Genomic DNA, 24,385 nt, shown 5'->3' with positions numbered 1-24,385 from the left:
GGATTCATCGCCCTGTTCCTTTTTTAATCTTGAAAAACATCACTTGATAAGTATCGTTCGCCCGTATCTGCTGTCATACAGATCACAATTTGATCAGCCGGCAATTGCTTGGCTGTTTCAATGGCTGCATAGCAAGCCGCCCCAGAGGATGGGCCTACTAAAATTCCTTCAAGCTTAGCGAGCTGCCGTGTGATGTGATAAGCATCTTCGTCACTTACTTGCACGATGTCATCATAGATGTGCTCGTTTAAAATATGGGGGATAAATCCTGGGCTTGTGCCAACAAGTTTATGCTTCCCAGGTTTCCCGCCAGATAAGACAGGGGAACCCTTAGGCTCTGCCACACGGATGGTTAAATGAGGGAATGCCTTTTTTAATTCCTCTCCAGTTCCTGTAATAGTACCGCCAGTTCCAGCTGTTGCGACAAAGGCTCCAAGGGGCTGTCCAAGTTGTTTCACAGCTTCCATAATTTCGACTGCTGTTGTGCCTCTATGTGCATCTGGGTTCGCTCTATTGTCAAACTGCATGGGAATAAAGCTATGAGGAATTTGAGCAGCCAGTTCCTCAGCCTTGCGGATGCAGCCTGGCATTTTTTCTTCTCCTGGGGTTAAGACGACCTGCGCCCCGTATGCCTTCAAAATATTGATTCTTTCCTTTGTCATCGTATCAGGCATGACAAGGATGGCTTTGTAGCCTCTTGCGGCGGCATTCATGGCTAAACCAATCCCTGTATTCCCGCTCGTAGGCTCAATAATGGTTGCTCCTTTTGTGAGTTTCCCTTGTTTTTCTGCTTCAATGATCATATTGTAAGCCGCGCGGTCTTTTACACTTCCGCTGGGATTAAATGATTCCAGCTTTAAGTAAACAGCCGCCGCATTTTCTGGCTGGAGCCGCTGTAATTTGACAAGCGGTGTATCGCCAATCAGCTCAGCTATATTTTGTGCAACTTTCATCAGATGACACCCTTTCTTCTCATTCGGCATTTCTTTAGTTATACTATCATCAATGGGGATTCGTAAAGTTTGTTAAAAAAGGACAGGTGATATTGTGTCAGAAAACCGTCATTATTTTATAGGGATTCACATCCCTGAACAACTTGCGCATCAAATCAAACAAGACATTGATCAAAGGAGCGGACTGTTCTTTCAAAAATGGACAGCACCACATGATTATCATGTGACCCTTATCTTTTTAGGCGCCATTCCAGAAGAGCGTTTAAAAAAGATCATCCAGCTGCTTGACATCCTTTCAAATGAAGCGTCTGCATTTCCACTAGAGCTGAATGAGGTAGGGCAGTTTGGTGCGAAGGAACGCCCAAGAGTCTTTTTTGCAAAGCCTCATGAAAGTGAGCCGCTCATGCACTTAAGAGAAAAGGTGAAAGAAGCCGTCTTGGCAGCAGGACACCCTGTTGAAAAGAGACCGTTTCATCCGCATATGACGATTGCGCGCAAATGGAATGCGGATGACCCTTATAAAAAGCAAGCACCTTTACGCAAAGAGCCATATGTGATGGAGGTTTCTCGTATCACTTTATTTGAAATACGTCCGAAGGAAACCCCTCGTTATCACGCAATCAAACAATTTACACTACATAAATGATTCTAGAAGTTGGAGTGAGCAGCAGATGGCGCAAATTATCAAAATTCAAGATTATATATCACGATATGAACAAGACCCGCATCACTATATCAATCAATTCAATCGGTTGAAAAAACAAAGATGGGACGAGTTAAAAAAGGCTTCAAAAGAGGAGGCGCAGCAACCGTTTGATCAAATTCCTCAACAAGCGCCAGAACAAGAGGAAGAAAAGAGAAAGAAATTCTCCTTAAAGAGAAAGCAAAAAGAAGCCGATATGAAAAAGGAACGGGACCTGAGTCTTTTTAACGAGCCGACAGATATAGAGCAAGGGGTTTTCAGAAACGTTCCTACCGATGAAACGAAGCTGATTCACTTTTTTAAGGATCATCTCTTTGAAGTGCAATTAAAATGGGCGAGTTCGACGATTTCACATATTTCAACCGTTTCCCATCATATTCGGTATGATGAAAAGCTGCGGATGCTTGCAAGGCAGCTTCCGGATTCTTATTTTGTGATGTACAAGCCGGTGCTGCTCATTCAAAAAGCTGAGATGGAATTATGTCCGATACTCATCACGCCGCTCGAAGTGATCTGTTTATCCTTCTTAGAGGCCGAGCCAGACAGCGTCTATATTGGAACGAAGGAACGTTTTTGGGAAAAACGGGCGACTGGGAAAGCTGTTCAGTCCGTCTTGAATCCTTGTGCAAGCCTTTTGCGCTCTGGCACCGTCGTGTCAAAGATCTTACAGCAGAGTGGTGTAGACCTTCCTGTGAAAAAAATCCTCATCAGCCGAACCTCTTATATTGATTTACCTGAAGTTCCATATGGGATGGAGGTTATCGATAAGAAGAAGGCAGAAGAGTGGTTTGAAAAGCAGCGGAAAAATACGGCGCCGACAAAGCATCAGCAATTTAAGGCGACAAAGGCATTGCTTACTTATGGTGAATCAGACAGCAAAAGAAGACAGGAATGGCTCGATTAAAGGCATGATGGAAGGTCACGAAAAATGAGACCTGAGTGGAGCTAATATATGAATGAATGGTACTTTATCGTTAATCCAGAAGCAGGACATGGAAAAGGACTCCGCACATGGAGGAGCATAGAGAAAGAATTACAAAAGGTGGAGGTCTCTTATCGATCATTTCTCACCCAGCATGAAGGCCATGCCGAAGTTTTGGCAAGACAAATCAGTGCCATGCAGGATGACAGGCTGAAGCGCTTGATTGTTATTGGCGGTGACGGCACCATTCATGAAGTACTGAATGGCTTAAAGGAAGTCGATCATGTGCAGCTTAGTTTTGTCCCTGCTGGTCATTGGAATGATGCTGCGAAGGGTCTCGGTATCCATCGTCATGATGTCCTAAAAGAAGTGAGAAAGCAAAAGAGAATGCTCACCAAAACATTTTCTCTCGGCTCCTTTCAAGATCATGCCGAAAGTCCGCAATCTGTTCTCTTTCTCAATCATATCGGTGTGGGGTTTGACGCACATGTACTGAGGAAAACGGTGCATTTTAGAGGGAAGAAGTGGCTGAAACGGCTGGGGCTTGGCTTTATCATCTATCCTCTGTCATTTCTCCATTCTTTATGGTCGTTTAAGCCGTTTGATCTTGCGCTATTTATTGAAAATGAGAAGAAAGTCTTTCGCCAAGTGTGGTTTGTGATCGTATGTAATCACCCGTATTATGGGGGAGGGCTGGAAGCAGCGCCGGAAGTGAGTGCAAGGCAGCCAGGTTTTCAAACGATGGTTGTCACAGATTTGAATCCATTCAAAGTCCTCTTGTTTCTAAGTGCAATGGTGTTTCGAAAGCACCTTGGGATGAAGGGGGTTACCCTGTTTCAGCATGAGGAAGCGTACTTAGAAGCAGATGAAAAAATCTTATTTCACGCAGATGGAGAAGTGATCGGCGCAACGCCTGTCTTTGTAAAGGCAAGTGAACGATCCTTAAAATTACGTGCTTAAATAACTTGCGGTATATCGCAGGCAAAGAACCGTGAAAAAAGCCTTCTTTTTCGTAAGGTTCTTGTCCTGATTTTTTAGTTTTGCTTGACGAGTATAAGAAGGTAACGATAAAATCTATAGGACGGCTATTGTTTAGCATCTCATTCTCAATAGCTGTCCTTTTTGTTTTTATGATCATATAAATAAAAAAAGAAACAGCCAATTGATCCTCAATCGGCTGAATTTTGTCGACTAAAAAAGCAAGATTTAAAATATTTTAAGAAATGATGGGTTGAAAATTGATATGAACTGGTTGGGACAAATATTAGGTAGCGAATGGCACATCTCTCCGGCTGGAGGCGCTACGGGAGATGCGTACTTCGCAACACACAATGACCAAAAGCTATTTTTAAAACGCAATACGTCACCGTTTCTTGCGGTTTTGTCAGCTGAAGGCATTGTGCCGAAGCTTGTCTGGACAAAACGGATGGAAAATGGAGATGTGATTACTGCACAGCACTGGCTGAGCGGCAGAGAGCTGAAGCCAAAGGACATGAATGATCGTCCTGTAGCAGAGCAGCTAAGAAAAATTCATACATCAAAAGAATTGCTCGATATGCTGAAACGATTAGAGAAGCACTCTCTAGACCCAGAATCCATTCTGATGCATCTGAAACAGTCCATATTAAACGAGCAAATTGATTCACAAGACATTTCGCGTGCCATCCAGTATTTAGAGAAGCATGTGGAGGCTGTCCATTTTGAGGACAAGGTCGTCTGTCATTGCGATCTCAATCATAATAATTGGCTGCTGACAGATGAAAACCAGCTCTATTTGATCGATTGGGATGGGGCGATGATTGCAGACCCAGCGATTGATCTTGGACCGCTTTTATACCATTATGTTGAGGAAGAGAACTGGGAAAGCTGGCTCTCTATGTACGGCGCCCCGCTGACGGACAATTTGCGAAAGCGCATGGCGTGGTACGTGCTCGCTGAAACCGTATCGTTTGTCGTTTGGCATAAACGAAAAGGGAATGAAAAGGCGCAAAAAGAAGTGCAAGCGGAGCTAAATGCACTCTTAAAACGGTTAAACATCCATTAAGACAGTGGAATGTTCTCGACCCACTCAGACAGATGTGATTGATGCTCCTCAATATGTGCATCAATTGAACTGACAGAGGTGCCCTTTTGGCTGTAATCATAAATATCTGTTAACAGCTGACGAATGTCGGGATCCAGATCTTCTTTTGCCAGCATTAATTGAATCACGCGTCCCACCTGTTCATATTCTGCAACAGTCCCGCAGCAATCAAGCTGGTGATCGGTTAAAATATCTTTGATTAATTGAAGCTGATGTTGACGGTTTAAACCCATACAAATGCTCCTTTCCTGCGTGTCATTTATGAGGTTAAACTGTGCATTCAGCGCCCAATTTATACATGCGGCAGACCAGCTCAAGCGAAGGGCTGGTCTTTTTATATGGACATAGAAGATGCTGTCTTGCAGGTCTTTATGTTTCATGGTATCTTGATAAAATGTAAAGAAAATAGAGGTGTATCAAATTGAGAATGCGACATAAACCATGGGCTGATGATTACTTAGCTGAGAATGCTCATATTGCTTTAGCAAGTCCCGAGCAATATAAAGGGAAATGGCATGAGCTGTTTGGAAATGATCATCCAATCCATATTGAAGTTGGGACAGGAAAAGGGAGCTTTATTGCTGGAATGGGCAAGCTTCATCCTGATATCAACTATATTGGCATTGAATTATTTAAAAGTGTTATTGTGACAGCAGTAGATAAAATCAAAGAGACAGATGTTGAAAATGTAAAGCTTTTGAATATCAATGCTGAGACGCTGACAGATGTGTTTGCGGAAAATGAGATTGACCGGGTATATTTGAATTTCTCTGATCCGTGGCCAAAAGCAAGACACGAAAAGCGCAGATTGACGTTTAAAACCTTTTTAGAGCGATATGAACATATTCTCCGTCCAGGCGGTGAGTTACATTTCAAAACAGATAACCGCGGGTTATTTGAATATTCCTTAAAAAGTTTTTCTGCATATGGACTTCTTTTAACGTATGTCAGCCTAGATTTACATGAGGACGGCTTAGAAGGAAACGTGATGACTGAATATGAAGAGAAATTCTCGTCTATGGGACAACCGATCTATCGTTCAGAAGTCAAATTCCCAGAATAACAAGTGATATCAAGCTGGCTGCAAAGAAAAATGGCAGCCAGCTTTTTTTATGAAAAGATTGGTGCATGCGATTTTTGGCTGTATTTGCTACGATAGAAAAAGGAGGGATGACAGCAATGGAGACAATGAAGATAGGTGAAATGGAACTGTTTTGGTTAAACGGGGGAGATACGCACATGGACGGCGGTGCGATGTTCGGTGTCGTGCCAAAGCCATTATGGTCAAAAAAATACCAGGTAAATGACCGCAATCAAATTGAATTACGATGTGATCCAATTCTTATTTGGTGGAAGGGTCTTCATCTGTTAGTGGATTCCGGCATCGGATCAGGGAAGCTGACAGATAAACAAAAACGCAATTACGGCGTGACAGAGGAAACCAAATTGGAAGAATCTCTAGCAGCGCTTGGCCTGCGCCCATCAGATATTGATTACGTATTAATGACACATCTGCACTTTGATCATGCCAGCGGATTAACAAAACGTGAAGGCGATAAGCTCGTGTCTGTTTTTCAGCAGGCAAAAATCATCACATCGAAAATCGAATGGGATGAAATGAGAGCGCCGAACATTCGCTCAAGAAATACATATTGGAAAGAAAACTGGGAGCCTGTGGCAGACCAAGTGGTCACATTTGAAGAAAGCATCGAAGTGACAGAAGGCATCGAGCTGCATCATACAGGCGGCCACAGCAATGGTCATAGCATTTTAACGCTCACAAGTGAAGGTGAAACAGCGATTCATTTAGCTGATATCATGCCAACACATGCTCATAAAAATCCACTTTGGGTTTTGGCATATGATGATTACCCAATGACCTCGATTCCAGCCAAGCAAAAGTGGCAGGCATTTGCAGAAGAAAAAAATGCGTGGTACTTGTTTTATCATGATGCCATTTATCGTGCTGTAAAATGGGACGAAGACGGGCAGATCACACACGAAATCAAAAGAGAAACAGGAAGATAAAAGATCATCTGTATGTTTTTTTCGCCTTTCACACAAAATAACGACAAAATGAACTTGTGAAAGGAAGAGTGCAGGTGAACCAATTTTATCGTGTACATGGTGATGTGATCGAAACACCATTAAGAGGGATGGAAGTCATGTCAGTCCCTTATTTAAACAAAGGGGTTGCATTTACAAAGGAAGAGCGGGAGGAGCTCGGATTAAAGGGATTTCTTCCGCCTAAGGTCTTAACCTTAGAGGATCAGGCAAAGCGTGCATATGAGCAGTTCAAGGCACAGCCGGATGATCTAGGGAAAAATGTGTATTTAACATCACTTCATGATAGAAATGAAGTGCTTTTTTACAAATTACTTAATGAGCACTTGGCGGAAATGCTTCCGATTGTCTACACGCCGACTGTAGGAACGGCTATTCAGCGTTATAGCCATGAGTATCGAAAGCCAAGAGGGCTCTATTTATCGATTGATGATCTGGAAGGCATGGAGGAGATTTTTGCCTCTTATGGTGTCGATGAATCAATCGACTTAATCGTTGCAACTGATGCAGAAGGCATTTTAGGCATTGGAGACTGGGGCGTTGGCGGGATTGCTATTTCAGTTGGAAAACTTGCTGTTTATACAGCTGCAGCAGGCATTGATCCCAGCCGCGTGCTGGCAGTAGTGCTTGATGCCGGAACGAACCAGGAAAGTCTCTTGAATGATCCGCTTTATGTTGGAAATCAGCACTCCCGCGTTCGAGGAGAGCGCTATGATCAGTTCATTGATCAATATGTCGAGCTTGCCCGCGCTACTTTCCCAAATGCCCTCCTTCACTGGGAAGACTTTGGGACAAAGAATGCCCGTGCGATATTGGAAAAATATAAGGACCGTATTTGTACATTTAACGATGACATTCAAGGGACTGGCGCCGTTTCACTTGCTGCAGTTCTAGCATGTGCAAAGGCTTCGAAAGTTCCGCTGAAAGATCACCGTATTGTCATTTTTGGAGCGGGTACGGCAGGTATTGGCATAGCCGAGCAAATCCGTGATGCGATCGTCAGAGACGGAGTCAAAGAAGAGGAGTCCTACGATCATTTCTGGTGTATTGATAAAACGGGGCTACTCACAGATGATTCACCTGACATTCAGCCATTTCAAAAGCCGTATGCAAGACGTTCTGACGAAGTAAAGGATTATGCCCGTAATGGTCCAAAGCATTCGATTGATCTATTAGAGGTCGTCAAGCAGGCGAAACCAACGATCTTAATTGGCACCTCGACTGTCGGAGGCGCTTTTACAGAGGAAATTGTAAAAGAAATGGCGTCACACGTGGAGCGCCCAGCGATTTTACCGATGTCGAATCCGACCCCTCTTTCAGAAGCAAAGCCGCAAGATCTGATCGAGTGGACTGAAGGACGTGCCCTTGTGACAACGGGAAGTCCATTTGATCCTGTCGAGTATGGCGGTGTCACATATGAAATTGGACAAGCGAATAATGCCCTTGTCTTCCCAGGACTTGGTCTAGGCACAATTGTGTCAAAAGCAAGGTTGATGACAGACAGTATGTTTGTTGCGAGTGCTGAAGCCATTGCAAGCATGGTCAATGTTGGGAAGCCGGGTGCAGCGATGCTGCCAAGTGTCGATCAGCTTCGAACCGTTTCAGCGACAGTGGCCGTCCGTGTGGCGCAGGCAGCAATTGATGAAGGAATAGCAGAAGAAACGCCTGATGATCTTATTCAGGCTGTGCAGGACGCTATGTGGCATCCTGTGTACAAAAAAATCAAAGCCATATAAAAAAAGCTTCGCAAGGACACGTCTTTGCGAAGCTTTCTTGATCAAGCAACAGAATCAATGACATCCACGATCATGCCAGTTTTGGCATCAATCATCACTTCATACTGTTCAAGCTCGCCAAAGGCTGAGCGGGTGATGCCAGATTTGTACACATCAATCGTTTCACCATTTACGGTATACGGTTCTGGTACAGTATAAATCCAAGAGCCATCAATAGGGCCGCGCTGTTTAAAAGCAGATTTCACAATTTTTAATGCTTTTTCAGATGAGATATACGTAGGGAAAAATACTTTCTTTGCAACAATTGCAGCGGCTACGCCAATACTCGCACCAATCAGAACATGTTTTAACTTCAACGTGCTGCACCTCCGTATTGCTGTTTTTTCCATTATACAAAACTTGTCCATTGATGTTAAGGAATCCGAATACTTGAAAGCATATTCAAAATTTCTGGAGAGATACTTGGAAAACCGAAAGAATTCTTATAGTATAAAGTGAGTGTTATTTTTATAGGAATATATATGGTCATTACATAGAAACGAGGTAAACTGTAGAATGAACGAAGAAACATTGTCGCTTTTCCGAAATTTAACAGAATTACAGGGAACTCCAGGAAATGAGCACCATGTGCGTGCTTTTATGAAAAAGGAACTTGAGAAATATTCTGATGAACTCATTCAAGACCGTCTTGGCGGAGTGTTTGGCGTACGCAAGGGGCAGGAAAACGCACCGAAAATTATGGTAGCGGGTCATATGGATGAAGTCGGATTCATGGTCTCATCGATTACGAAAAACGGGATGATTCGTTTTCAAACACTTGGCGGCTGGTGGAGTCAAGTCATGCTGGCGCAGCGTGTGGACGTCCATACTGATCACGGGCCAATTCCTGGTGTCGTCTCTAGTACACCTCCTCACCTTCTGACGCCAGAACAAAAAAGCAAACCTGTGAAGCCGTCAGATATGCTTATTGATATTGGTGCAGACAGTGAAGAAGAGGCAAAAGAGCTTGGCGTTCGTCCAGGACAGCAAATCGTTCCTGCAACGGTTTTTACCCCAATGGCGAATCCAAAAAAGATTTTAGCGAAGGCTTGGGATAACCGCTATGGCTGCGGCCTTGCAATTGAATTATTAAAAGAATTAAAAGACGAAACACTTTCATGTCAGCTGTACTCAGGAGCAACTGTTCAAGAGGAAGTAGGGCTTAGAGGGGCTGAGGTAGCTGCGAATATGATTCAGCCAGATCTTTTCTTCGCTTTAGATGCGAGTCCTGCAAACGATGTGACAGGAGACAAAACACAGTTCGGCCAGCTTGGAAAAGGTGCACTTCTGCGTATTTTTGATCGGACAATGATTACGCACCGCGGAATGAGAGACTTTGTGCTTGATACTGCTGAGACAAACAACATTCCATATCAATATTTCGTATCACCGGGTGGTACGGACGCTGGACGTGTTCATATTTCAAACCAAGGTGTGCCTTCTGCTGTCATTGGGGTTTGCGCACGCTACATTCATACAAGTCATTCTGTTTTGCATGTGGATGATTACGCAGCGGCTAAAGAGTTAATTGTCCGCCTTGTCAAAAATTGTGATCAAAGTACAGTGGATACTATTTACCAACAAGTATAAATAGAATAGAAAAAGGCTGCTTCTTCAATGAGAGCAGCCTTTTTTCTTATTGCTGTTCAAACACATAAGATAACGCCTTGATCGCTTGGTTTACGGTTTCCACAGTGATATTTGCTTTGTTTGAGAGTTCTTTTAATGGATGGTGCAGCTCTTTTGGACGGATTAAAATAAGAGGTTTCCCTTTTGCAATCGCAGCAGATGCATCCATGGCTGTGTTCCACTGCTTATATTTCTCACCAAAGCGTGCAATGACGACATCTGCTTTGTTTAATAAAATTTCAGTACGAAAATTGTTCAAATCAGAAGCTGCATCATCTTTGAAAATGGCATTCGGCTGCTCACCTAAAATATCCTCACCGATGTTATCTGAGCGGTCATGATTTTCCATTGGACCGACAAATGTCACCGGCAGCTTCAAAGATTGGCTTTTCTCCTTGATTTCATCACGCCACTGGCTATGAATTTCTCCAGCTAAATAGACAGTTAATTGCATAACGATCTCCTCCTTTTATACAAACTTAGTAAAGGTTTGTCCTGTTTCTTTTCATGTTACACAAGAAGTGCTTGATAAAGCAAAAAAAATATGATTATGATATTCATGGTAGAGACTATTTTTCATCGCAAGAATACTACATATAATGGGAAGGACAGGCCTCTTCGTCTTTCCTATGAGAAAGCAGGAAGACGACGTTGATGACTTATTTAAAAAGAAAGGGGATCTCCCTTTCGCCAAAGGTGTATTTCATTGATGCACTTTCTTATATGGCTTTAGGTCTATTTGCTACATTAGTGGTAGGTCTGATTTTAAAAACAGCAGGCGGTCTGTTATCACTTTCTCTCATTGTGAAAATGGGTACGCTTGCTATGGGTCTGATGGGACCGGCAATTGGCGTAGCAGTTGCTTATCGCTTAAATGCTTCTCCATTAATCATTTTTGCAAGTGTTGTCTCAGGTGCCGCTGGAGCAGAGCTTGGGGGGCCTGCTGGAAGCTTTGCCGCAGCATTAATTGGTGTGGAACTCGGCAAGCTGGTCAGTGGTGAGACAAGAATTGATATTATTTTAACGCCGCTTGTCACCATTATCACTGGCTTTTTCACCGCTGCTTTCATCGGACCTGGGATTGAAGCCATGATGACAGGGCTCGGCAGGCTCATCATGTGGGGGACAGATCAAAGCCCGCTGATCATGGGCATGCTGGTAGCGACCATTGTTGGACTTGCTCTCAGTTCTCCGATCTCAAGTGCTGCACTTGCGCTTATGCTTGACTTAAGCGGAACAGCTGCTGGTGCTGCAACGATTGGCTGCTGTGCTCAAATGGTTGGCTTTGCTGCTGCAGGCTTTAGAGAAAATCGCTTTGGCGGTCTTGCGGCTGTCGGCATTGGAACGTCAAAATTGCAGCTTTCGAACATTGTGAAAAATCCCCTCATCCTGATTCCGCCGACGATTGCTGGTCTCATTCTCGCGCCAATTGGTATTATTGGCTTTGGGATGGTCAATAATGCGGCAGGAGCGGGAATGGGAACGAGCGGCCTTGTTGGACAGCTCATGACCCTGACCGTCATGGGGTTTCATCCATCTGTATTTTTGGCGATAGCTCTCTTGCATATCGTTGGCCCGGCAGTGATTAGTTTGGTAGTATCAGAATGGATGAGAAAGAAAGGCTATATACAATTCGGAGATTTAACCATACAAACTGGAGGAATGAAACATGAAAAAAATTGAATCTAACGAAGAATTACAAAAAGTGATTCAAGAAGACTTAACGGTATTGTTATTTTCAGCTGACTGGTGCCCGGACTGCACATTTATTGAGCCATTCTTGCCAGAGCTTGAAGCAAACTACCCAGAATTTGAGTACTTCTATGTCGATAGAGACAAGTTCATTGACACTTGTGCAGAGTGGGAAATTTACGGTATTCCAAGCTTTTTAGTCTTTAAAAACGGACAAGAGATTAACCGCTTTGTCAGCAAAGATCGTAAGACAAAGGAAGAGATTGAAGCATTTTTAACAGATTCTCTTTCTAAATAACGAAAGGAGAGTCTAAAACGATGGCAAAAATGACATCAAGGCAGCTTGCGAATGAACTCAAAAGCCGTCTGACGAACGACAGCTGGTCACACGAGTTTGACCGGGAAAAAGATACGCTTCGTATTGAAGATAAACAAACAGGCAAAGGCATCACACTAGAGCTCCCGCCAATTATTGCAAAGTGGGAAGTAAAGCCTGATGAAACCATCGATGAGATCGTTTATTATGTGAAAGAAGCGCTGAGTGCCATGAAAGGCGAAGCGCAGCACATTTCAGGAAAAGAAAAGCAGATCTATCCAGTCATTCGTTCCACTTCCTTTCCTGAGGCATCAAGTGATGGGATTCCGCTCGTGTTTGATGAGCATACAGCAGAAACGAGAATCTACTATGCGCTTGATCTTGGAAGCACCTACCGATTAATTGATGAAAAGATGCTTCAAAAGGAAAACTGGACAAAAGAGCGAATCAGAGAAACTGCCAGCTTCAACGTCCGTTCGCTTAAAACTGTAGTGAAAATGGATGAAGTGGCAGGCAACCGGTTTTATTTCTTCCGTGCAAATGACGGATATGACGCCAGCAGACTTTTAAATGAATCGTTATTACAAGAATACGCGCAAAAAATAGAAGGACAAATGGCGATTTCTGTTCCCCATCAAGATGTATTCATCATTGCAGATGTTCGCAATGATTCAGGCTATGATATTTTAGGACAGATGTCGATGAGCTTCTTCGCCAGCGGTACGGTTCCGATTACCGCATTATCATTTTTATATGATGAGGGGAAGCTTGAACCGATCTTTATACTTGCAAAAAGCAGACCAAAACAGCAGTAGAAGGGAATTTTGAAGAATGAACGTTTTTTATAATGCAGAAGGTGTAGGCGACACACTCCTTATTTCATTGAAAGATGTGACGAGAGAAGAAGTAGGTCATGAAACGTTTGGAGATGTAGTACGCATCTTCAATCAAGAAACAAAAGAAACAACAGGCTTTAATATCTTCAATGCATCGACTTACATGAAAATTGAAGAAAACGGATCTGTCCCGCTTTCTGAAACCATTGTTCAAGATATCAATGAAATTTTAAACCGCAACGGTGTCAGTGAAACGTTGACTGTGGATCTATCACCAAAATTTGTTGTCGGCTATGTGAAGGAAAAAGAAAAGCATCCGAACGCAGATAAATTAAACATTTGCCAAGTTGATGTGGGCGATGAAACCTTACAAATCGTGTGCGGTGCACCAAACGTTGACCAAGGCCAATATGTCGTGGTAGCGAAGGTCGGTGCAGTGATGCCAAGCGGTATGGTCATCAAAGATGCTGAGCTTAGAGGCGTTCCATCAAGCGGCATGATCTGTTCAGCGAAAGAGTTAGATCTTCCAGACGCACCTGCTGAAAAAGGGATTCTTGTTTTAGATGGAAGCCATCAAGCTGGCGAACCCTTTAAAGCGTAACCTCCCATAAACGGGCACATAGGAGCGAAGAATGTGTTATACCAAAAGTCACTAAGTACGTACTTAGTGACTTTTTTTCATCTACAGACAGCATGAACAGCAAAAAGCGGCACTTTTCTCGCTTTTCTGCATGAAAAAGCAATGGTATACTAAAAATCGCCCAAGAAAACGTAAGGGGAGTTAAAGTGAGTGATAAATGATGAGTTGGTTAGATAAATTTTTTAGTGTATTTTTAGGAGAAGAAAAGAAAGAAGAAAAAGCTGCAAGACCTGAAGAAGATCTAGCTGCACCAAAGCAGCCAGCTTTTGAACCGCATAAAGAATATAAAAAAATCGAAGATACGAAAGTGTATTATGAATATCCAAAAGGGAACTTTCGCTTTCCGCTCGTTCCAGATGAACCTCAGCGCGATGGAGTGAAGCCGGAGAGAAGACGCGCCAAACCAAGCCAGTCAAAGACCAGACAGACAACCTATCAGCCCAAACAAACGCTTCAGCCTGATATGAATAAAAAGCCATTCAAGCCAGAGCAAATTCCATCACCGATCTATGGCTATCATCAGGATATGCGTCCAAAACGGGCAGATGCAAAAGAAGAAACAGCTTCAGTTCAAAGGAAAGCAGCAGAAGAAACGGCGCAGCGTGTCACACTGTTATCAGAAGAGGCAGAGCGTGAACGGAATGTCAGACAGCAAATGAACATCCCGTCAATACAGAAAGAAAAACGTATCGAGGAAATGGTTTCAGCGTCAGCAGAAGAGAGAGCAGATAAGGATCCAGCAGTAACCCCGCATACATTGCAAGAGGAACTCGCTTATCAAGATCATGTTCAATCGACGATGGAACGTTTAACTGACGAGCCTTTCATCGAGCCAGAAGGTCATCATGAAGCTGATTTACATAAGCAGCAAACCGAAGTCTATCAGAAGCAGCCGGCAGAGTCTGAGCCGGAACAGGCTGTTTTTTCCAGTGATGAAGAAGAAATAAAGGACGAGCCTGTCCATCAGTTTGAAGAGCATACTGAGGAAATAGAGATGTTGACCTTCGAAACACCGGAACCTTCGCAGCCAGCGATTGAAATGGAAGTAGACATTCCAGCAGAAGAAGCGGCGTTAACAGAAAACATTTCAGCAGAACCGGTGGAAGAAGTAGAAGCTGATCCAATAGAAAACAAACAAGAAGAAGCGCCAGCGGCAGCATTTGAAGAAGCTGAGCCAGTCAAACATGACCTGCAGGAAGTACAGCTGGGCCAAGAAGCTGAAATTGAAGAAGATCAAGCGATGCCATTAGAACAAGTAAGAGAAGAACAAACTGCATCTGAACCGGCAGAAACGGTTATAGAGCAGACAGAGCAACAAGAACAAACGCAGGAAGTCAAGAAAGAAGAACCAAAACAGACATCTCCGCAGCCACAACGCACAAGCGGGCAAACCTCTACGGTTCCGTTTAATGTCATGATGTTAAAAAGCGACCAGCGCGTGCAAGGGCAAAAGAAAGCAGCCGATACACAAGGGTATGTTTTTCCAAGTCTCGCCCTTTTAGACGTACCGCCAGCTCAAAAAGAAGAGGACGGGACATGGGTGAAAGAGCGGGCTGAGCTGCTTAATGCGACACTTAAAAATTTCAACGTAAGAGCAAGTGTGGTTCATGTCACACAGGGCCCTTCTGTGACAAGGTTTGAAGTACATCCAGAACCAGGTGTCAAAGTGAACAAAATCACGAACCTGTCAGATGATATTAAACTTAGTTTGTCCGCAAAGGATATTCGAATTGAAGCCCCGATTCCAGGAAAGAACACAATCGGGATCGAAGTGCCAAACCTGCACAGTAAAATGGTGTTCTTAAGAGAAATGATCAGAAGCAGTGCGTTTAGAGACAATCCATCTCCTTTAACAGCGGCACTCGGATTAGATATTTCAGGCCAGCCTGTCGTGGTTGATCTGCAAAAAATGCCCCATGGCTTAATTGCCGGAGCCACTGGTTCAGGAAAAAGCGTCTGCATTAATACGATTTTAGTGAGCTTAATGTTTAAAGCATCACCAGATGAAGTGAAAATGCTCTTAATTGACCCTAAAATGGTTGAATTAGCGCCGTATAATCACATTCCGCATCTTGTGAGTCCCGTCATTACCGATGCTAAGACAGCAACAGCTGCTCTGAAATGGGTAGTGGATGAAATGGAAAGACGCTATGAACTATTTGCACACTCTGGCGTGAGAGAAATTAAACGATTCAATGAGCTTGTGAAAGAAAAACAAATGGGTGAAAAACTGCCTTATCTCGTCGTGGTGATTGATGAGCTGGCTGATTTAATGATGGTCGCACCAAATGAAGTCGAAGAAAGCATCTGCCGAATTGCACAGAAAGCAAGAGCATGCGGCATTCACTTATTGATTGCGACACAAAGACCTTCTGTTGATGTCATTACAGGTCTCATTAAAGCCAATATCCCAACAAGAATTGCGTTTTCTGTTTCAAGTCAGGTGGATTCAAGAACGATCATTGACATGGCAGGTGCAGAAAAGCTTCTCGGAAAAGGAGACATGCTCTTCTTAGAAAATGGCTCCGGCAAGCCGACAAGGCTGCAAGGGAACTTTGTATCAGACCGTGAGATTGATCAAGTGGTGGCACATGTGAGAAAGCAGCGTAAGCCCGTGTTCCTTTTTGAACAGGAGGAACTAATGCTGCAAGGCTCTGCGATTACAGACGAAGATGAATTGTTTATGGATGCCTGCCGTTTTGCCATCGAGCAGAATAGCGCTAGTACATCAAGTTTGCAGCGAAGATTTAGAATTGGCTACAATCGTGCAGCCAGGTTGATTGACATGATGGAACGCGAGGGCATGATATCTGGTGCGAAAGGCAGTAAGCCAAGAGAAGTACTCATGACACTGAGTGACTTAGAACAGTTGATCTAAACAAACCACTTCATTTTTTTCGTAAACATGGTATGATAGCACATAGGTGCAATTTTGTAATTGGACACTTTTCGCATGTCTGCCAGAACGCTTTTTAATGTAAAATAAGCGGAAACAGGTGTTAGAAATGGGAAAGTTGTCGGATACTAATCATAGTTAATATTGATTAGAATAGGAAGATCGGAAAAAAATCTTTATTTGGAGCTGCGATCTGTGATCAGCTAGAGGCAAAAATCACAAGTTGCAAATTGAAATGAGCGTCATATACTGTAAGTCAGATAGACGTTTGTTGGAGGTACAATTATGACTGTTTATCATTTTGTTGGAATAAAAGGGACAGGTATGAGTCCACTGGCCCAAATTCTTCATGATACTGGGTATACTGTCCAAGGATCGGATATCGAAAAACATATCTTTACACAAAAAGCATTAGAAGAACGAAATATTAAAATTCTACCATTTGACCCAGACAATATTCAGCCAGGGATGACGGTCATCGCAGGAAATGCATTCCCTGATACACACCCTGAGATTGAACGTGCCCTTTCTGAAGGGATTCCTGTCATTCGCTACCATAAATTCCTTGGAGAATACATGGATTCATTCACAAACGTTGCGATTACTGGTGCTCATGGAAAAACATCGACAACAGGACTGCTTGCTCACGTCATGCAGGCAGCCAAACCTACTTCGTACTTAATCGGTGATGGATCTGGAATGGGGAAAGAAAACAGCGAGTATTTTGTATTTGAAGCATGCGAATACCGCAGACACTTCCTCAGCTATCATCCAGACTATGCGATCATGACCAATATTGATTTTGATCACCCTGATTATTTCTCGGATATTGATGACGTGTTTGATGCATTTCAAAACATGGCGCTTCAAGTGAAAAAAGCCATTATTGCCTGTGGTGATGATGAGCACTTGCCAAAAATTCAAGCGAAGGTACCTGTTGTGTACTACGGTTTCAACGAAGAAAATGATTTCCAAGCTCGCAATGTTGTGAAAAATACGGAAGGCACTACATTTGATGTATTTGTACGCAATACGTTTTATGATACCTTCTACATTCCTGCCTACGGAAATCATAATGTCCTCAACTCGTTAGCTGTCATCGCATTATGTCACTATGAGTCCATTGATGTAGAACTTATCAAAGGCGCATTAACGACATTTGGCGGTGTGAAACGACGCTTTAATGAAAAAGTGGTCGGTGAGCAGGTCTTAATTGACGATTATGCACATCATCCAACTGAAATTGAAGTCACGATTGAAGCAGCCCGCCAAAAATATCCGGACCGTGATATTGTGGCTGTCTTCCAGCCGCATACGTTCACACGTACACAGCAATTCTTAAGTGAATTTGCTGACAGTCTAAAGAAAGCCGACTATGTCTACCTTTGTGATATTTTCGGTTCAGCCCGCGAAAACATTGGGAAGCTGAGCATTGAAGATTTACGAGAAAAAATCCCGCAGGCCCAATTGATTGAAGAAGAAGACACATCTGTGCTGAAAGCGCATGAAGATGCGATTCTGATCTTTATGGGAGCAGGAGACATTCAAAAATATTTGCGTGCTTATGAAAAAGTCGCTGTATAAATGCTTAAACGAAAAGTGCCGTGTAGAACGGCACTTCAGCGTGTAGACATACCCTCGCATTCGTTGTCAGGCCTCTGCGCCGGTACTCACGAATGTCAAATTCGCTCCGTTCCGGTGCTCGTCCTTCCTAGACTGCAAAGGTTTTCTATCATGCTGAAAGAAGACAAAAGGCTAAAATAAAGATCATTTTAGCCTTTTGTCCATAAATCTAAAGTGCCGTGTTGAACGGCACTTTTTTATTTTGAATAAAATGTGACAAAAGAGCTAAATGTGACAACATGTGCCGCTTTTTTTCGTTCGCTGTGGACAGGAATTAGCGAATAAGTGTAGAATTATTATTCAATCGGTCATTCTAGGCGATGTTTGAATGATACAACGAGAGGGTAATGAATTGAATATGCCCGCAGCAAAGGAGGTATCAGATGATTATTATTCTATATCTAAGCGTTGCACTGATCGCAATTGCTTTCCTCATTCTTGTCATCTATTTGTCCAAAACATTAAAATCCTTACAGCTGACATTAAAGAATGTTGCATCAACTTTAGAAGGTCTTGAAGGTCAGATGCAAGGCATCACCACAGAGACAGCACAGTTGCTACATAAGACGAATCAGCTTGCTGAAGATATTCAAGACAAATCAGCAAAACTCAATACAGTTGTGGATGCGGTGCAGGGAATTGGCGGCTCGATCAACCAATTTAATACAAGCATAAAGCAGGCAGCTGGTGCGGTTTCTTCATCCGTTGAAAGAAATCAAGAAAAAGTGACGGATGTGGTTAGCTGGAGTAACGCAGCACTTGAAATTTATAAAAAATGGAAACAGCGTAAACACCAAAAATAAACCATATTCGCATAGGAGGAATAATCATGAGCAAAGACGGAATCAATAGCAAAGACTTTTTGATCGGAACACTTATTGGTGGAATTGTTGGTGCAACAACAGCATTATTTTTAGCACCGAAGTCAGGGAAAGAGCTTCGCGATGATTTGAACACCCAAGCGAATGCGTTAAAAGAAAAAACAGACCGGCTCACAACAGATGCAAAAGAAAGAGGCACTGAATATGTGACGATTGCGAAAGATAAAACGTCTGAATTGTCTCAGCTTGTAGCAGAGCAGTCAAACCAGATTTTAGACAAAGTGAAAGACATAAAAGAGCGAGCAGCTGGAAAAGCTAATAAAGTGAAAAGTGAAGCAGAAGATGCGGCAGCGGATTTGGCAAGCGAAGCATCTGATGTAGCAGATGAAGCAAAAGTACGAGCACAAGAAGCAAAGTCAGAAATTGAAGACGGCATCAAAGATGTCAAAGAAAAAGTAGAACAATCTACTAAAGGCTAACGCTCACTGCTAAGAAGTGAAGAAGGAGAACATCATGTCAAAACAACTCATTGAAACAGAAGAACAGTTTGATCAACTAACGAATCAAGATGGGACCTTTGTCTTTTTTAAGCACAGTTTGACATGTCCGATCAGCCAAGCGGCTTTTCAAGAGTTTGAAGCATTTGCGTCTGCACATGAAGATGTACCTGCGTATTTCTTACAAATTCAAAACACGAGAGAGCTTTCATCCTATGTGACGGAAAAGTCTGGAGTAAAGCATGAAAGTCCGCAGGCACTCATCTTTAGCGGTGGAAAAGTAAAATGGCATGCTTCTCACTCAAGCATTACAAAAGAAGCGCTTGAACATAATCTGTAAAAGAAAGAAACGTCAGCAGCGGCTGACGTTTTTTTTATAAAAAAGGTTTACTTGAACAAAAAGTATGCTATAATCTTACATACGATACTTTACCGCTTAAAAGCGTTTGGGTAATAAAGAAAATTTTCGTGACAATTCCGAAATCTTTGTTTATAATAAACCCTATCATGCAAGAATGAAAAAATAAAAAGCGAGAGCAGGCAGAGGAAAGGATGACAAAAATGAGCAACAATGAATTAGAAAAATTGAGGCAGCAAGCAGATGAACTAAATCTTCAAATCTTAAAACTGATCAATGACAGAGGAAACATTGTCAAAGAAATTGGAAAAGCGAAAGAAGCGCAAGGTGTCAACCGTTATGATCCTGTCAGAGAGCGCACAATGCTGAACCAAATTCTTGAAGAAAATGATGGGCCATTTGAAAATTCAACGATTCAACATATTTTCAAAGAGATTTTCAAAGCAGGTCTAGAGCTTCAAGAAGATGACCACAGCAAAGCACTTCTTGTTTCTCGTAAGAAAAAACCAGAAAACACAATCGTGAATATCAATGGGGAAGCGATCGGTGATGGAAAGCAGCGTTTCATCGTTGGACCATGTGCCGTTGAAAGCTACGAGCAAGTCGCAGAAGTAGCGGCAGCAGCGAAACAGCAGGGATTAAAACTACTTCGCGGTGGCGCATTTAAACCTCGCACAAGTCCATATGATTTCCAAGGACTTGGTGTAGATGGTCTAAAGATTCTAAAGCGTGTAGCGGATGAATACGGTCTTGCTGTCATTAGTGAAATTGTCAATCCTGCTCATATTGAAGAAGCGATTGAGCATATCGATGTCATCCAAATTGGGGCACGTAACATGCAAAACTTCGAGCTATTAAAAGAAGCCGGTTCCGTGAATAAACCAGTTCTTTTAAAACGCGGTCTTGCAGCGACCATCTCAGAATTCATCAATGCAGCTGAATACATCATCGCCCAAGGAAATGATCAAATCATCCTTTGCGAGCGCGGTATCCGCACATACGAAACAGCGACAAGAAATACACTAGATATCTCGGCAGTGCCAATCTTGAAACAAGAGACACATTTACCAGTCTTCGTTGATGTGACGCATTCAACTGGACGTAGAGATCTTCTCCTTCCAACAGCAAAAGCAGCTCTTGCGATTGGAGCAGACGGTGTCATGGCAGAAGTACATCCAGATCCATCTGTTGCTCTATCTGATTCAGCGCAGCAAATGGACATTCCACAATTCGAAAAATGGTTAGATGCGTTAAGACCACTTGTCAACATTCACGCGTAATCATAGATAGAAATAGCCGCCGGATGACTGCCCGGCGGTTTTTTTTTGGAAAAAATACCATGAGGTTTGGGAATGAAAGGAAGAAAGCACATTGCAAGCCCAAAAAGTGCTTGTTCACAATGTTTTCATTTTTAAAATTCGATAGAATCTGCTAAGATCATTGTCATAGCTGGCGTTCTCGATGATTTTTTATGAAATATGATTCAAATTACAGGTAACAAGCTGATTAAAGTTTGTTTAATTTAGTTATAAAAAGAAAGGGAACGTTTTCATATGACAAAAAAACGTGTATAATTTCATAAAAGAATGTCATTTTGATGTAGATTGAAAAATTATGTGTCTCTTTTCATCGTTTTAATGACAAATAGGATATTATTTTCCTCGTATCTGACATGTCTCTATCCAATTGGTGAATGCTATAGATATGAAGTGTATTTGAAGGAGTGATTTATGTGAATAATGTTACAATATATGATGTAGCAAGAGAAGCAAATGTAAGTATGGCAACGGTATCACGCGTAGTAAATGGTAATCCAAACGTAAAACCAACAACAAGAAAAAAGGTGCTTGAAGCGATTGATCGCCTTGGCTATCGTCCAAATGCAGTGGCACGAGGCCTTGCAAGTAAAAAAACAACGACAGTTGGGGTCATCATCCCTGATATTTCTAGTATCTTCTATTCAGAATTAGCACGCGGTATTGAAGATATCGCCACGATGTATAAATACAACATCATTTTAAGTAACTCAGATCAAAATACGGATAAAGAGCTTCATTTGTTAAATACGATGCTGGGCAAACAAGTAGACGGAATTGTCTTTATGGGCGGAAACATCACAGATGTGCATGTGGAAGAATTTAAGCGCTCTCCTGTACCGATTGTGCTTGCAGCATCTGTTGAAGAACAGGCTCAAACACCATCTGTTAACATCAACTATGAGCAGGCGATTTATGATTCCGTTCAGCTGTTAGTTGAAAAAGGACATAAACGAATTGCGTTTGTTTCTGGTCCAATGTCAGAGCCAATTAATTCCGTGAGAAAGCTTGCAGGTTATAAGCGTGCGCTTGAAGAAGCGGGTATCGCGTTTGACGATGCACTCGTCGCTGAAGGCGATTACTCTTATGATTCTGGAATTGAAGCACTTGCTCATCTGCTTGAGCAGTCTGACAAACCGACAGCTGTTATCGCAGCTACAGATGAAATGGCGCTAGGTGTCATTCACGGAGCACAAGACAGAGGGGTCTCCATTCCTGATGATTTAGAAGTGATTGGCTTTGATAATACAAGACTTTCTCTCATGGTGCGTCCTCAGCTGACAACAGTTGTTCAGCCGACATATGATATTGGTGCTGTTGCCATGAGACTGCTCACAAAACTGATGAACAAAGAACAAGTGGACGATCAAATTGTTGAGCTTCCGCACAGAATTGAAGAAAGACAATCAACAAAATAAAACTAAAAAAGCAGGCTTACCTTATGAGGGAAGCCTGCTTTTCTTATGCCTTTTTCTTTTCTCTTCTAACAGGCATGAGTGCTTTTTCTACTGTTTGAGCATTTTTTTCTGTGATTTCTGCTTTTCTTGGGATCGGTGGATATAAATCGTCAGGATCTTTCCATGTAGGTGGAAGGGTAACAGGCGATTGCTTATTCCATGCCTGAATCCAGTCCTGAGGCAGCTCATCTGGCGGTGTAATGCCTTTCATCTCAAGCCAAATGCGGCTCCACGCTCTTGGAACGACGCGCCAAATATCATATCCTCCTCCGCCAACAGCGATCCACTTGCCGTCACAATATTGATGCGCAAGCTCATGAGCAAGTCTAGGAATTTCTTCATATATTTTCATGGTGGCAGATAAATGAGTTAACGGATCATAGTAATGTGCATCTGCCCCGTTTTGCGTCAAAATCACATCTGGTTTAAAAAAAGCAGCAATTTCAGTCACTGCTGTTCGGTATGCTTCGAGGAACGATTCATCTTCCGTAAATGCATCTAGCGGAATATTATAGGCGTAGCCATAGCCTTTATCGTGGCCTCTTTCCTGTACTTGTCCGGTTCCAGGGAACAAGTAGCGTCCCGTTTCATGAATGGAGACTGTACATACCTCTGGGTCGTCATAGAAGCTGAACTGGACACCATCGCCGTGATGAGCATCCGTATCAATATATAAAATTCTAGCGCCATATGTCTTTTGAATATATTGAATCGCCACAGAGCTGTCATTATAAATACAAAAGCCAGATGCACGCCCTTTGAATCCGTGGTGAAGCCCGCCGCCAAGATTGAGGGCATGCTGCGAATGCCCGAGCATCACTTGGTCAACCGCTGTTAATGTTCCGCCAACAAGAAGAGATGCCGCCTCATGCATGCCTGCGAACATCGGTGTATCCTCAGTGCCAAGACCGTAGCGTTCACCCTCTGCTGTAGACAGCTTCCCTTCACTTGCCCGCTGCACAGCCTGGATATAATCTGCTGTATGGACGAGCTTTAATTCCTCCAGAGTAGCCATACGCGGTGCGACGATTTCATCCTCTGTTAACGCCTTCATTTTTTGAAGAAGATCATAAGTTAAGTAGACCCGAAGCTGATTGAAGGGATGATCTTGGTTAAATTGGTACGTTTGAAAAGATGGTGAAAAAACAAAGGTCGCTTCCTTCATTTGATCGTCTGCTCCATAGGCCAGAGCACTTTATAGCCTTTTGCGCGAATCAGCTTCGTCACATGATCTGCATGAATGGTTTGAAGGCGGAAGACGAGCACTTTAGATGCCTCATTGGCATGCGGGTACACAAGCACACTCAGCAATTGAATATGCTGCTCCTTTAAAATGGCCGTAATGTCTGCGAGGCCTTCTGTCATCTGCTCGACTTCAACCTCTAATTGCGACCCAGGCTGATCTGCACCTGTCAGTCTTACAAACGTACGAAGCAGATCTGTTTTTGTGATAATGCCTACAAGCTTGCCGCGTCTCACCACTGGAAGACAGCCAATTCCGTGCTCAAAAAAGACACTTGATATCTCTTCAACGAAATCAAGCGGGTGAGCCGTGATCGTCTCTAATACCATGATCTCTTCTACCGGCCGCTGAATAAAGAGCTTCCTTTTCTCTGTTTCAAAAATACTTGGACTGGCATTTTTAATATCCCGATCAGTCACCATCCCAATGACAGATCCTTGATCAGATACGATCGGAATATGCCGGATGTGGTGTGCACTCATTTTTTGAATGGCCTCTTCAATCGTATCGGTTTTTCGCAGCGTGATCACATCACGCTCCATAATTTGTTCAATCATCATT

At 42.9% G+C, this 24,385-nt stretch carries 25 protein-coding genes; 19 read left to right on the top strand and 6 right to left on the bottom strand.

Annotation, left to right across the window (positions count from 1 at the left end):
* Positions 1-23: 23 nt before the first annotated feature.
* Positions 24-956 (bottom strand): cysteine synthase A, encoded by a 933-nt coding sequence (gene cysK / locus MHH61_RS03450; protein WP_164512179.1) that lies wholly within the window; start codon positions 954-956, stop codon positions 24-26.
* A gap of 91 nt (positions 957-1,047) precedes the next feature.
* Between cysK and thpR the strand changes: the two genes are divergently transcribed.
* The 4 genes from thpR to MHH61_RS03430 all read left to right on the top strand — a co-directional run bounded on the left by thpR (position 1,048) and on the right by MHH61_RS03430 (position 4,622).
* Positions 1,048-1,599 carry an RNA 2',3'-cyclic phosphodiesterase gene (gene thpR / locus MHH61_RS03445; protein WP_125587171.1) on the top strand — a complete coding sequence of 184 codons (552 nt, stop codon included), beginning with the start codon at positions 1,048-1,050 and terminating at the stop codon, positions 1,597-1,599.
* Between the two features lie 25 nt (positions 1,600-1,624).
* Entirely contained in the window at positions 1,625-2,560 is a 936-nt protein-coding gene (locus MHH61_RS03440; RefSeq protein WP_125587170.1) for a hypothetical protein, read from the top strand.
* Positions 2,561-2,608: 48 nt separating this feature from the next.
* Positions 2,609-3,538 (top strand): YegS/Rv2252/BmrU family lipid kinase, encoded by a 930-nt coding sequence (locus MHH61_RS03435; RefSeq protein WP_024426188.1) that lies wholly within the window; start codon positions 2,609-2,611, stop codon positions 3,536-3,538.
* A 283-nt stretch (positions 3,539-3,821) separates the two neighbouring features.
* Positions 3,822-4,622, top strand: coding sequence for a phosphotransferase family protein (locus tag MHH61_RS03430; RefSeq protein ID WP_024424868.1), 801 nt, complete (start codon positions 3,822-3,824; stop codon positions 4,620-4,622).
* Here MHH61_RS03430 and MHH61_RS03425 read toward each other — a convergent pair.
* Positions 4,619-4,894: a YtzH-like family protein gene (locus MHH61_RS03425; protein ID WP_025092409.1), complete on the bottom strand. Its 276-nt coding sequence runs from the start codon at positions 4,892-4,894 to the stop codon at positions 4,619-4,621. The two genes, MHH61_RS03430 and MHH61_RS03425, sit on opposite strands and share 4 nt — an antisense overlap.
* A 188-nt stretch (positions 4,895-5,082) precedes the next feature.
* On the opposite strand from MHH61_RS03425, the gene trmB reads away from it, so the two are divergent.
* The 3 genes from trmB to MHH61_RS03410 all read left to right on the top strand — a co-directional run bounded on the left by trmB (position 5,083) and on the right by MHH61_RS03410 (position 8,461).
* Complete coding sequence (gene trmB, locus MHH61_RS03420) at positions 5,083-5,724, top strand: tRNA (guanosine(46)-N7)-methyltransferase TrmB (protein WP_024424866.1); 642 nt, start codon at positions 5,083-5,085, stop codon at positions 5,722-5,724.
* A gap of 116 nt (positions 5,725-5,840) precedes the next feature.
* Positions 5,841-6,689 carry an MBL fold metallo-hydrolase gene (locus tag MHH61_RS03415; protein WP_125587169.1) on the top strand — a complete coding sequence of 283 codons (849 nt, stop codon included), beginning with the start codon at positions 5,841-5,843 and terminating at the stop codon, positions 6,687-6,689.
* Positions 6,690-6,817: 128 nt separating this feature from the next.
* Complete coding sequence (locus MHH61_RS03410; protein WP_044332427.1) at positions 6,818-8,461, top strand: NAD-dependent malic enzyme; 1,644 nt, start codon at positions 6,818-6,820, stop codon at positions 8,459-8,461.
* Between the two features lie 41 nt (positions 8,462-8,502).
* On the opposite strand, the gene MHH61_RS03405 is transcribed toward MHH61_RS03410, so the two are convergent.
* Positions 8,503-8,817 (bottom strand): PepSY domain-containing protein, encoded by a 315-nt coding sequence (locus MHH61_RS03405; RefSeq protein ID WP_003217759.1) that lies wholly within the window; start codon positions 8,815-8,817, stop codon positions 8,503-8,505.
* Between the two features lie 199 nt (positions 8,818-9,016).
* Here MHH61_RS03405 and MHH61_RS03400 point away from each other — a divergent pair, with 199 nt between their 5' ends.
* Entirely contained in the window at positions 9,017-10,090 is a 1,074-nt protein-coding gene (locus MHH61_RS03400) for a M42 family metallopeptidase (protein WP_024426183.1), read from the top strand.
* A gap of 46 nt (positions 10,091-10,136) precedes the next feature.
* Here the strand turns inward: MHH61_RS03400 and MHH61_RS03395 are convergent, their stop codons facing one another.
* Positions 10,137-10,583, bottom strand: coding sequence for a YtoQ family protein (locus MHH61_RS03395; RefSeq protein ID WP_024426182.1), 447 nt, complete (start codon positions 10,581-10,583; stop codon positions 10,137-10,139).
* Positions 10,584-10,783: 200 nt separating this feature from the next.
* Here MHH61_RS03395 and MHH61_RS03390 point away from each other — a divergent pair, with 200 nt between their 5' ends.
* The 11 genes from MHH61_RS03390 to ccpA all read left to right on the top strand — a co-directional run bounded on the left by MHH61_RS03390 (position 10,784) and on the right by ccpA (position 22,542).
* Positions 10,784-11,812 (top strand): PTS transporter subunit IIC, encoded by a 1,029-nt coding sequence (locus MHH61_RS03390; protein WP_024426181.1) that lies wholly within the window; start codon positions 10,784-10,786, stop codon positions 11,810-11,812.
* A complete protein-coding gene (locus MHH61_RS03385) occupies positions 11,799-12,119 on the top strand; it encodes a thioredoxin family protein (protein WP_024424860.1) in 321 nt (106 codons plus the stop codon). The genes MHH61_RS03390 and MHH61_RS03385 overlap by 14 nt, the downstream gene beginning before the upstream one ends.
* A gap of 20 nt (positions 12,120-12,139) precedes the next feature.
* Entirely contained in the window at positions 12,140-12,952 is an 813-nt protein-coding gene (locus tag MHH61_RS03380) for a DUF1444 domain-containing protein (protein WP_076840277.1), read from the top strand.
* Positions 12,953-12,968: 16 nt separating this feature from the next.
* A complete protein-coding gene (ytpR, locus tag MHH61_RS03375) occupies positions 12,969-13,574 on the top strand; it encodes a YtpR family tRNA-binding protein (RefSeq protein WP_024424858.1) in 606 nt (201 codons plus the stop codon).
* Positions 13,575-13,770: 196 nt separating this feature from the next.
* Positions 13,771-16,491 (top strand): DNA translocase FtsK, encoded by a 2,721-nt coding sequence (locus MHH61_RS03370; RefSeq protein WP_125587168.1) that lies wholly within the window; start codon positions 13,771-13,773, stop codon positions 16,489-16,491.
* 303 nt (positions 16,492-16,794) lie between these two features.
* Positions 16,795-18,093 (top strand): UDP-N-acetylmuramate--L-alanine ligase, encoded by a 1,299-nt coding sequence (gene murC / locus MHH61_RS03365; RefSeq protein WP_125587167.1) that lies wholly within the window; start codon positions 16,795-16,797, stop codon positions 18,091-18,093.
* Positions 18,094-18,515: 422 nt separating this feature from the next.
* Positions 18,516-18,935 (top strand): DUF948 domain-containing protein, encoded by a 420-nt coding sequence (locus tag MHH61_RS03360; protein WP_024424855.1) that lies wholly within the window; start codon positions 18,516-18,518, stop codon positions 18,933-18,935.
* Positions 18,936-18,961: 26 nt separating this feature from the next.
* Positions 18,962-19,432 (top strand): YtxH domain-containing protein, encoded by a 471-nt coding sequence (locus MHH61_RS03355; protein ID WP_024426178.1) that lies wholly within the window; start codon positions 18,962-18,964, stop codon positions 19,430-19,432.
* Between the two features lie 34 nt (positions 19,433-19,466).
* The gene (gene ytxJ / locus MHH61_RS03350) at positions 19,467-19,790 is read left to right on the top strand and encodes a bacillithiol system redox-active protein YtxJ (RefSeq protein WP_024426177.1); all 324 of its coding nucleotides are present in this window, start codon (positions 19,467-19,469) and stop codon (positions 19,788-19,790) included.
* Between the two features lie 221 nt (positions 19,791-20,011).
* Complete coding sequence (locus MHH61_RS03345) at positions 20,012-21,088, top strand: bifunctional 3-deoxy-7-phosphoheptulonate synthase/chorismate mutase (RefSeq protein ID WP_024426176.1); 1,077 nt, start codon at positions 20,012-20,014, stop codon at positions 21,086-21,088.
* Positions 21,089-21,540: 452 nt separating this feature from the next.
* Positions 21,541-22,542: a catabolite control protein A gene (ccpA, locus tag MHH61_RS03340; protein WP_024426175.1), complete on the top strand. Its 1,002-nt coding sequence runs from the start codon at positions 21,541-21,543 to the stop codon at positions 22,540-22,542.
* Positions 22,543-22,585: 43 nt separating this feature from the next.
* Here ccpA and MHH61_RS03335 read toward each other — a convergent pair whose 3' ends face one another.
* Together MHH61_RS03335 and MHH61_RS03330 are read right to left on the bottom strand one after the other, a co-directional pair.
* Complete coding sequence (locus MHH61_RS03335) at positions 22,586-23,746, bottom strand: acetoin utilization protein AcuC (protein WP_024424850.1); 1,161 nt, start codon at positions 23,744-23,746, stop codon at positions 22,586-22,588.
* On the bottom strand, positions 23,743-24,384 hold the full coding sequence (locus MHH61_RS03330; RefSeq protein ID WP_125587166.1) for a CBS and ACT domain-containing protein: 642 nt from the start codon (positions 24,382-24,384) through the stop codon (positions 23,743-23,745). The genes MHH61_RS03335 and MHH61_RS03330 overlap by 4 nt, the downstream gene beginning before the upstream one ends.
* Position 24,385: the final 1 nt, after the last annotated feature.

Origin of the sequence: Bacillus sp. FSL K6-3154, assembly GCF_040869395.1 — a bacterium.
Classification (GTDB): domain Bacteria; phylum Bacillota; class Bacilli; order Bacillales; family Bacillaceae; genus Bacillus; species Bacillus safensis.
This window is presented reverse-complemented; position numbering and strand designations above follow the sequence as displayed.